Origin of the sequence: Mesorhizobium sp. M1E.F.Ca.ET.063.01.1.1 (genome assembly GCF_003998155.1) — a bacterium.
Classification (GTDB): domain Bacteria; phylum Pseudomonadota; class Alphaproteobacteria; order Rhizobiales; family Rhizobiaceae; genus Mesorhizobium.
Map to the genome: position 1 here is coordinate 1 of NZ_RZSC01000228.1, position 8,268 is coordinate 8,268.

Annotated in this window: 9 protein-coding genes; 1 reads left to right on the forward strand and 8 read right to left on the reverse strand. The window is 65.7% G+C overall.

Annotation, left to right across the window (positions count from 1 at the left end):
• The 8 genes from EOA29_RS17395 to EOA29_RS17430 form a co-directional block, all read right to left on the reverse strand.
• On the reverse strand, positions 1-1,014 hold a 1,014-nt coding region (locus EOA29_RS17395; protein ID WP_127221198.1), incomplete at its 3' end, for a peptidoglycan -binding protein.
• 1 nt (position 1,015) lies between these two features.
• Positions 1,016-2,035, reverse strand: a complete 1,020-nt coding sequence (locus EOA29_RS17400; RefSeq protein ID WP_126091428.1) for a MotA/TolQ/ExbB proton channel family protein — start codon at positions 2,033-2,035, stop codon at positions 1,016-1,018.
• Between the two features lie 204 nt (positions 2,036-2,239).
• A complete protein-coding gene (locus EOA29_RS17405) occupies positions 2,240-2,950 on the reverse strand; it encodes a hemolysin III family protein (RefSeq protein WP_126091429.1) in 711 nt (236 codons plus the stop codon).
• A 143-nt stretch (positions 2,951-3,093) separates the two neighbouring features.
• Complete coding sequence (locus EOA29_RS17410) at positions 3,094-3,894, reverse strand: inositol monophosphatase family protein (RefSeq protein ID WP_126091430.1); 801 nt, start codon at positions 3,892-3,894, stop codon at positions 3,094-3,096.
• Positions 3,895-3,920: 26 nt separating this feature from the next.
• Positions 3,921-4,487 carry an elongation factor P gene (gene efp / locus EOA29_RS17415; RefSeq protein WP_126091431.1) on the reverse strand — a complete coding sequence of 189 codons (567 nt, stop codon included), beginning with the start codon at positions 4,485-4,487 and terminating at the stop codon, positions 3,921-3,923.
• A gap of 125 nt (positions 4,488-4,612) precedes the next feature.
• Positions 4,613-5,686: a tetratricopeptide repeat protein gene (locus tag EOA29_RS17420; protein ID WP_245464850.1), complete on the reverse strand. Its 1,074-nt coding sequence runs from the start codon at positions 5,684-5,686 to the stop codon at positions 4,613-4,615.
• 43 nt (positions 5,687-5,729) lie between these two features.
• Complete coding sequence (locus EOA29_RS17425) at positions 5,730-6,377, reverse strand: thiamine phosphate synthase (RefSeq protein WP_127221199.1); 648 nt, start codon at positions 6,375-6,377, stop codon at positions 5,730-5,732.
• A gap of 129 nt (positions 6,378-6,506) precedes the next feature.
• Entirely contained in the window at positions 6,507-7,604 is a 1,098-nt protein-coding gene (locus EOA29_RS17430) for an adenylate/guanylate cyclase domain-containing protein (protein WP_127221201.1), read from the reverse strand.
• Positions 7,605-7,767: 163 nt separating this feature from the next.
• Here EOA29_RS17430 and EOA29_RS17435 point away from each other — a divergent pair, with 163 nt between their 5' ends.
• The gene (locus tag EOA29_RS17435) at positions 7,768-8,202 is read left to right on the forward strand and encodes an SRPBCC domain-containing protein (protein WP_127221200.1); all 435 of its coding nucleotides are present in this window, start codon (positions 7,768-7,770) and stop codon (positions 8,200-8,202) included.
• Positions 8,203-8,268 lie beyond the last annotated feature (66 nt).

Below are 8,268 nucleotides of genomic sequence, written 5' to 3' on the forward strand. Positions count from 1 at the left end.
CTGCAGTTCGATACGGCGGTTCTTGCTGCGCGCCTCATCCGTAGCTGCCGGATCGAGCGGCTGGAACTCGCCGAAGCCGGCGGCGACCAGCCGGTTGGCCGGCACGCCGTTCTCTATCAAAAACTTCACCACCGAGGTCGCGCGCGCCGTCGAAAGTTCCCAGTTGTCGCGATAGCGTCCGGTACCGGACAGCGGCTTGTTGTCGGTGTGGCCGTCGACGCGCAGCACCCAGCTGATCTCCGGCGGGATTTCCTTCTGCAATTCGATGATGGCGTCGGCGAGCTTCTTCATCTCGACCTTGCCGGCATCGTTGATCACCTCGGAGCCGGTCGGAAACAGCACCTCCGACTGGAAGACGAAGCGGTCGCCGACGATGCGGATGTTCTCGCGGTCGGCGAGGATCTCGCGCAGCCGGCCGAAGAAATCGGAGCGGTAGCGGTTGAGCTCCTGGACGCGCTGCGCAAGCGCTACGTTCAGGCGGCGGCCGAGGTCGGCGATCTTGGTGTTGGAGTCGCGATCGCGCTGCTCGGAGACGTTGAGCGCGTCCTCGAGCGCGCCGATCTGCTTGCGCAGCGCCGCGATCTGCTGGTTGAGGATCTCGACCTGGCTCAGCGCCTGCTGGCTGATCTGCCGCTGGTTGCTGAGCTCGCCGGACAGCGCTTCGGCGCGCTTGTTGGCCGCATCGCCGGCGCCGGCGCCTTGGTCAAGCAATTGCTGCAGACGGCTCTTTTCCGCTTCCGCCGCCGACAGCGAAGCCTGCAGGTTGGCGAGCGTATCCTCCTTGTCCTGGCTGTTCGAGCGCTCCAGCGCGAGCAACTGGGTCAGTTCGTTGATCTGCGAGTTGAGGCGGTTGAGCACCGTGTCCTTGCCGGAAATTTCGCGGCTGAGCAGGAACTGCGCCAGCACGAAGACGGTGAGCAGGAACATGATCGCCAAAAGCAGCGTCGACAGCGCGTCGACGAAGCCCGGCCAGTAGTCGATGCGGCGGTCGGCGCGCCGTCTTGCCAGCGCCACGTCAGTGGACCCCTTGCTTCTTCAGCGCGTCGGCGATCTTTTCCAGGGTGTTGCGCATGGCCTTCTGCTCGTCGGACTGCGCCTCGACCCAGTCGCGCATGATCTGCTGCTCGGAGCGCATGTTCTTGACCAGGCCGGAGATGCCGTCGGCGAGGTTGGCCATGGCGGTGGCGACGCGCGGATTGGAGCCGCCGCCATTCTCCTGCAGGCTGCGCAGCCGCTCCGACAGCAGGCGGATCTCCTCCGACGGTTCGGCGCGGGCCGAATCCGAGACGACGATGTCGGACGATAGGTCGGTGACCGAGGACAGCCAGTTCTCGAGCTCGGTGTAGAAGCGGGTCTGGGCGCGGCCGGCCTGCAGATCGAGGAAGCCGAGCACCAGCGAGCCGGAGAGACCGAACAGAGAGGACGAGAAGGCCGTGCCCATGCCGGCGAGCGGCGCCGAAAGGCCCTGCTTCAGCGCCTCGAGCACGGCTGCGGCGTCGCCGCTGCCGGGATCGAGCGCCTCGATGGTCTCGCGGATCGAGGCGATGGTGTTGAGCAGGCCCCAGAAGGTGCCGAGCAAGCCGAGGAAGATCAGGAGGCCGACGAGATAGCGCGAGGTGTCGCGGGTTTCATCGAGGCGGGTGGCGATGGAATCGAGCATGGTGCGCATCGACGAGGTCGAGAACGCGATCGTCGACGAGCGGCCGATCATCGCCTTCATCGGCGCCAGCAGCACCGGCTCGGTGGTCTCGGAGCCGGCACGGAAGGAATTGACCCAACGCACCTCGCGGAACAGCCGGCCGACCTGGACGAAGGCGAGCAGGATGCCGACCGCGAGCACGCCGATGATCAGCCCGTTGAGGCCGGGATTGCTGGAGAAGGCTCTCGAGATCTGGCGGGTGAGGATGGCGGCGATGAAAGCGACGATGACCAGGAAGATCACCATGGTGAGCAGGAAGACCTGCGGGCTCGACAGCTTGTGCGGATCGTAGACCAGGACATCCGAGCGCCTGCCGAAGGATCTGAGAAAAGCCATCCGTGCCCCGTTTCCGATGCCACCGCCGCGAATTTGTCGCAACTCTAAACGGAATTGTGACCAAATTGAATGGCGCTTGGCAATATCGCCGCAGCCTAAAGCGCGTCGCGCCGAAAGGTATTCGGGCGACGCGCTTTAAATCTTTGTTTGATGCATGTCGTTCTCCCAAAACCGCTGCGCACTTTGGGCGACATGCATTGGCGCTCAGAACCGGCTGATCACCAGGCAGTCGACCATGGCGGCCAGATGCAGCCCGGCGCCGGTGACGACGAAACCGTGCCAGACGGCATTGTGGAAGCGCAGGCCTTTCCAGGCGAAGAAGATGACACCCAAGGAATAGACGATGCCGCCGGCGACGAGCAGCACGATCGAAGCTGTCGGCAGGGTCTCGACCAGCGGTCCGGCCAGTGCGATGCCGCTCCAGCCGATGGCGAGGTAGAAGACGATCGCCAGGCGGTCGTAGCGCCCGGGCAGGAACATCTTGATTGCGATCCCCATCACTGCCGCCGTCCAAACGACGATGATCATGGGCACGGTCAGCGGCGAGCCGTGGAGTTGGGCGAGGAAAGGCGTATAGGTGGCGGCGATCAGAAGATAGATCGCAGCGTGGTCGAAGCGGCGCAATATCCATTTCGCCGGCCACGATATCGGCCACAGATTGTAGGCCAGCGACACCGACAGCACGGTGAGCAGCGCCACGACGTAGAAGACCGCGGCGACATATTCACCGGGACCGGAATGGAAGGCGGCTAAAGCCAGGAAGGCCGAGCCGGCCGCGATCGCCAGCACGATGCCCACGGCATGGACAATGCCGTCGGCGATCATCTCGGCGCGCGAGTAATGCCAGCGACCCACGAAGGGGATTTCAATCTGGGTCCCGATTTTGATCTGGGAGTCTGGCCGCGCGTCGCTCATGAATGATCCTGCAAGCCCCCTATCTGGGCAGTCGCGGACCAGTATTTCAAGCTTCGGTTGCGGTTTTGCGACTACAGCCGCGCGGCCTTTCGACGCGCAAAGGGGCGCTTCAACGCGCCGTGCCCGTCGACACGAATTGCCTGTCAGCGGGATGCGAGCGGCTTCTTCACGGTCTTGAGCAGAGCGCGCTGGATGCCCTCGTTGCCGGCGACGACAGAGCCGCGCTCCAGCATATCCTGTCCGCCTTCGAAGTCGGAGACGAAGCCGCCCGCCTCCCGGATCAGGAGCAGGCCGGCGGCGATATCCCAGGCGGACAGGCCCACTTCCCAGAACCCGTCCATGCGGCCGGCGGCGACGTAGGCGAGATCGAGGGAGGCGGAGCCGAGGCGGCGAACGCCGGAGACCTCGGCCATGACATTGCGCAATTCGATCAGGAAATTGCCGTGCTGGCCGCGCCCGAGATGCGGCACGCCGCAGCCGATTACGGCATCGGTAAGCTTGGCGCGGCCGGCGACCCGCAGCCGGCGGTCGTTCATGAACGCGCCGCCACCGCGCTCGGCGGTGTAGAGCTCGTCCATCGCCGGATTGTAGACGACGCCGGCGACGATCTGCCCCTGGCGCTCGAGTGCGATCGATACCGCGAAGAGCGGGATGCCGTGCAGGAAGTTGGTGGTGCCGTCGAGCGGGTCGACGATCCAGCGATGCTGGTCATCCTCGCCCGCGACGGCGCCGCGCTCCTCCATCAGGAAAGCGTAGCCGGGGCGGGCCTTGGACAGTTCGGCAAAGACGATTTCCTCCGCCTTGCGGTCGGCCTGGCTGACATAGTCGCCCGGTCCCTTCATCGAGACCTGCAGGTTCTGCACCTCGCCGAAATCGCGCGACAGCGAGCGGCCGGCCTTCATCGCGGCCTGGACCATGACATTGAGGATCGCGGAGCGTGCCATTACTTTTTCTTCCTGTTGCTGGCCGTCTACTCGGCGCGCCGCACGTAAGTGATCTCGTTGGTGTCGACGATGATGCGCTCGCCGGCCGAGATGAAGGGCGGCACCAGCACGCGGACGCCGTTTTCCAGCACCGCCGGCTTGTAGGAGGAGGCCGCCGTCTGACCCTTCACCACCGGATCGGCCTCGGTGATGGTCAGCGTCACCTGATCGGGCAGCGAAATGCCGATCGGCCGTTCCTCATAGAGCTGCACCGTCACCATCATGCCGTCCTGAAGGAAAGCGGCGCGTTCGTCGACAAAATCCTTCGGCAGTTCGAGCTGCTCGTAGCTTTCGGTATCCATGAACACCAGCGCGTCGCCCTGCTCGTAGAGGAAGGAGAAGTCCTTCAGATCGAGCCGGATCTGCTCGACGGTCTCGGCCGAGCGGAAGCGCTCGTTGAGCTTGGTGCCGTTGATCAGGTTCTTCAGCTCGACCTGGTTGTAGGCGCCGCCCTTGCCGGGCTTGACGGTGTTGGTCTTGACGGCCACCCACAGGCCGCCATCGTGCTCGATGACATAGCCGGGACGGATTTCGCTGCCACTGATCTTGGCCATGATGAACTGATCCGGAATGAGATTTTTCCGCGCAGATCGCGCTTTGGCGCCTCCAAGACCACAAATTGTCCGGAGAGGCAAGGGAGGGTGGCGGTCACGGAGTCGGCCGCCGCGGCGAGGCGCCCTCAGGGCAGCCGGTTCGCCTTCTGCAACGCCTGCTTGGTCTGGCCGTCGTCGAGGCCTTGCAGGAAATCGTCCATCTCAGGATCGATCAGCCCGGCGCGGCGGGCGACGATGTACCAGGCGCCGGCCAGGATCAGGTCCGGGTCGGTGCCGATGCCGCCCATATAGAGCTTGGCGAGGCGGTTCTGGGCGGCGACATTGCCGCCTTCGGCCGCGCGCCTCATCCAGGCAAAGCCCGACTTCAGGTCGCGCCCGCCGCCGCGCCCCTCGATCATCCAGGCGGCGAGATCAAGTTGCGCGGTGTCGTAGTTCTGCCGGGCCGCCTGCGCCAGAAGCACGCGTGCCTTGGCGTCGTCGCGCGGTTTGCCGCCGGCGCCGTTGGCGTAGATTTGCGCCATCGCGTATTCGGCGTCGGCAAGGCCGGTGTCGGCGGCACGCTGGTAATACGCGGCGGCCTTGGCAATGCCGGCGACGCCTGGATCCTGCTGGACGAGCAATTGCGCGAAATTGAACTGCGCCAGGCGGTTGCCGGCCTCGGCGGCGGCCTGCATCAGCGCATAGGCTTCCTTGTCGTCCTTCTTCACATAGCGCCCGTCGAGCAGCATCAGCGCATACTGGAACTGCGCCTCCGGCACGCCCTGCTCGGCGGCAAGTCCATACCATTTCGCGGCCTCGGCCGCGTTGAGCGGCACGCCCAATCCGCGCGACAGGATTTCGGCGACCAGCGTCTGGGCCGCGGGGTCGCCGTTCTTGGCCCGGACCATGGCGAGGTTGTAGGCGGTCTTGTAGAGCCCGCGCTGGAAGGCGCCGTAGGCGGCGTCCGCCGGCTTGGCGCCGAAGCGGTCGGGATTGACGGTGTCGGCGGATGGCGGCGCGAGCGTCGCCGGCTGCGGCAGCGGTGTCTCGATCGGCTTGCCAATATGCGCCGCGCCAGGACTCGGGACGCTTGTGCTGGGCGCGCCAGTATTCGGGGCGCGAATATTGGGGGCGCTTGTATCCGGCGCGCTCGTGTCCGGCCTGGGCTGCGGCAGCGGCACGGTCTCCGCGCCCGCCGCCGCGGCCGTCTGGATCGTCAAGGCAGCGGCCAATGCCGCGAAGAAAAGCCGGGGGCAGCCCACGTCAGTCCTCGAAGCGCGGCGCGGTTTCGTCGAGCAGCGCGTTGGCGGCGGCGACCGCCGCGCGCGGATCGGTGCCGTCGGCGAAAACGGCGCTGGAGAGCGCCACGAACTCGGCCCCGGTGGCCGCTACCGTTTCCACCGAGGCGAGCTCGGAGCCGGCCATGACGATGCAGGGAATCTGGATCATCTGCGCCCACCACTCGCCGAGCGAGAGGTTGCGCGGATGCGGCTCCGGCTTGTTGTCGTAGCCGAAGCGGCCGAAGAACATATAGTCGGGCCGCTCCTCGCCGAGCTGCAGCGCGTCGTCGCGTGTCTTGGCGCCGCCGGCGCCGACCATCATCTTGTCCGCCAAGCGCTCGATCGTCTCGGCGAGTTCCCGGCGGTTTGCCTCGACATGGATGCCGTCGGCGTGGACGCGGCCGGCGATGCGGCTGTCGCCGGCGATGATGACGGCGATGCCGGCACCTTGCGCGACCGGCACGATCTTCTCGGCGAAAGCCTGGAAGGCGGCATCGTCCATGCCGTTGTCAGGCAGGATCAGCGAAGCGACGTCGCCGCCCTCGAACGCCGCGCAGATGTGTTCGGCCGTCGCAAGCGGCGGCGCGATCAGCACGATGCGGCAGCGATTGGGCGGCGTTGCTTCATTCATTGGTCTTCGATCCCGGTTTTCGCCTATGCCGGGCGAAGATGGTTGCATTGCGGCATAGAACAAAGCGTTCGGCTTGAACAGGCGGGCGAAGCAGGATCATTGGGGGCGCTCCTGGTATAGACGGGGGGATCACCCGTCCGATAGGCCGAAGACGGCGCACGATCTGGCGATTCCGCGCAATTGGTGTTCGCCCAGCGGGACCAGGGGCGTTGATATTTCCGCCGCGACAGCGCCGGAGATCAGCACAGTCCGTCCAAGCGGCCGGCACAGGCCTTCGAGCCTGCTGACGAGATTCACGGCCGGGCCGATCGCGGTGAAATCGAGCCGGTCGGCTGTGCCGACATTGCCCCACACCATGTCGCCCAGATGCAGCGCCATGCCGAACTGCAGCTCGGGCATGCCCTGTCTGGTACGAACCTGATTGAGCTGCGCCATTCCCGCCCGCGCCGCTCCGATCGCGCGCAACGCGGCCTCGCAAGCCTCGGAAGCCGAGCGCTCGCCGACAGGAAAGATCGCCAGCACCCCGTCGCCGATGAATTTCAGCACCTCGCCGCCAAAAGCGTGAACGGCGCCGGCGATGCGATCGAAGCTAGCGTTGAGCGCTGCCACGACCTGTTCGGCTTCCGCCTTCTCCGACAGGGCGGTAAAGTCGCGCAAATCGCTGTAGAGCAGGACGGCGCGGATCGTCTCACCAACCTCGCGCCGAGAACGGCCGGCCAACACCTGCGCCGCGCTGCGCTGCCCGAGATAGGCCTGAAGCAGGGCCGACAGTGCCGACTTGGCGGCGAGAGCGGCAAGTGGCGCGGCGGCGAAGCGCGCCACCTGGTCCAGTGTGTTCGATTCGTGCTCCGCGAGAGGACGGGTTGCGACCCAATTCAGTTTTGGATTCTCGGATTGCGCATCCTCACGTTCGGGCCCAACCGTGTAATCGTGCACAACACCGGTTCCCAGTCCCGCCAGCCATTCGCGTCCGAGATCGCCCTCCCCGGCACCAGGCATCGCGCCGGCGCCAAAACCCAGCGCCTCCATGACGACGCCTGTCTCGGCACGCCACAGCCAGGCGCGGCGCGTTATGATCGGATGCGGCGCGGCGAGCGTCAGGGCCCCACCGGCGAGCGGCAGCCCATCGTCAACCAGCCGCGCGCCGAGCGTAGCCAGAAAATCATCCGGTTGGACGGCGCCGCCGGCGCTGTCGACCAGCCAGGCGAGAGTTGAAGAAAGCCGCATCGACACGATCATGCGTCGGTGTTCCGTCGCTGTCACCAGCGCGAATCGACCCAAGGAGATTTTTGTTGAACGAAAGGGCGATTTAGCTTCGAATCGAAAACGCTGGTCCGGCACCGCCTGTCGGGCGAGCCAAGTTGCCGCGCGCGCACCCGGGAGATTTTCGATGGCTGAACCCTTGATCGTTCGTCGCGAGGTGCAGATCGCGGCGCCGCCGGCGACGGTCTTCGCCTTCCTGACAGATCCCGACAAGATCGTGCGCTGGATGGGAACGGAGGCAACGGCAGAGCCCACCCCCGGCGGTCTTTACTTGCTGAATTTGGCAGGAAGAGCCACGGCACGCGGCCAATTCACCGAGGTCGTACCCGTCCACCGCCTTGCCTACAGCTTCGGCTGGGAGGGCAATGGCCGGACACCGCCCGGTTCGAGCCTTGTTGAAATCGATCTCGTCGAGGAGTCGGGCGGAACACGGGTCAAGCTCACCCACAGCGGCCTTGCCGACCGAGAGATTTGCGACAGCCATGAGAAGGGCTGGACGCACTATCTGGGCCGGCTCGCAATCACGGCCGCCGGTGGCGACCCGGGACCGGACAAGATGTAGGGCTGCGGCCGCGATTGCCGACAGCCAACGACGCCAACCGCTAAAGCGCGTCGCGCTGAAAATGGA

Bases quoted from the DNA above. Each gene is read 5' to 3' on its own strand.
- EOA29_RS17400 (WP_126091428.1), bottom strand. From the start codon at position 2,035: ATGGCTTTTCTCAGATCCTTCGGCAGGCGCTCGGATGTCCTGGTCTAC.
- EOA29_RS17405 (WP_126091429.1), bottom strand. From the start codon at position 2,950: ATGAGCGACGCGCGGCCAGACTCCCAGATCAAAATCGGGACCCAGATT.
- EOA29_RS17410 (WP_126091430.1), bottom strand. From the start codon at position 3,894: ATGGCACGCTCCGCGATCCTCAATGTCATGGTCCAGGCCGCGATGAAG.
- efp (WP_126091431.1), bottom strand. From the start codon at position 4,487: ATGGCCAAGATCAGTGGCAGCGAAATCCGTCCCGGCTATGTCATCGAG.
- EOA29_RS17425 (WP_127221199.1), bottom strand. From the start codon at position 6,377: ATGAATGAAGCAACGCCGCCCAATCGCTGCCGCATCGTGCTGATCGCG.
- EOA29_RS17430 (WP_127221201.1), bottom strand. From the start codon at position 7,604: ATGCGGCTTTCTTCAACTCTCGCCTGGCTGGTCGACAGCGCCGGCGGC.
- EOA29_RS17435 (WP_127221200.1), top strand. From the start codon at position 7,768: ATGGCTGAACCCTTGATCGTTCGTCGCGAGGTGCAGATCGCGGCGCCG.